A 388-nucleotide genomic window follows, 5' to 3' on the forward strand; every position below is an offset into this window, starting at 1 on the left:
CTGAGTGTTAGTTCAGGAAATATTGGTAAATCAAGCTTGGTTGGTAACGCTATGATTGAGTCGGGATCTATCACTTCGCCTTCTTGAGTAACACTAATTTCATCTAAACTAAAAAAGTTAAGTGCACCAATACCTTCTACGTGCTGTACATCGGCTTCTTCAGCTTCTATGTGCTTACGAATAATACCTCTGAGCTCACTCTCTGCAAAGTAGGTAATACCTTCTTTGCCTAACCAAGCATCGAGTATTAGCCCTGTAGGCTTAGCAACGACATAAAACAGTAATTGATAAAACTTAATTAACGGCGACAACATGCTGGCCATTTTTAACGCATTACGTGAAAAATACGCCTGTGGTGTAATTTCGCCAATAATAGTAATAGCAATAG

The 388-nt window shown here is 38.9% G+C and carries 1 protein-coding gene; it reads right to left on the reverse strand.

What is annotated here, in order from left to right; all coding sequences use genetic code 11:
* A partial coding sequence (locus AAEY62_RS20680) for a DUF21 domain-containing protein (protein ID WP_350636138.1) occupies positions 1-388 on the reverse strand: 388 nt, incomplete at both ends.

Source organism: Pseudoalteromonas sp. GW168-MNA-CIBAN-0100, assembly GCF_040309225.1.
Taxonomy (GTDB): Bacteria; Pseudomonadota; Gammaproteobacteria; order Enterobacterales; family Alteromonadaceae; genus Pseudoalteromonas; species Pseudoalteromonas arctica.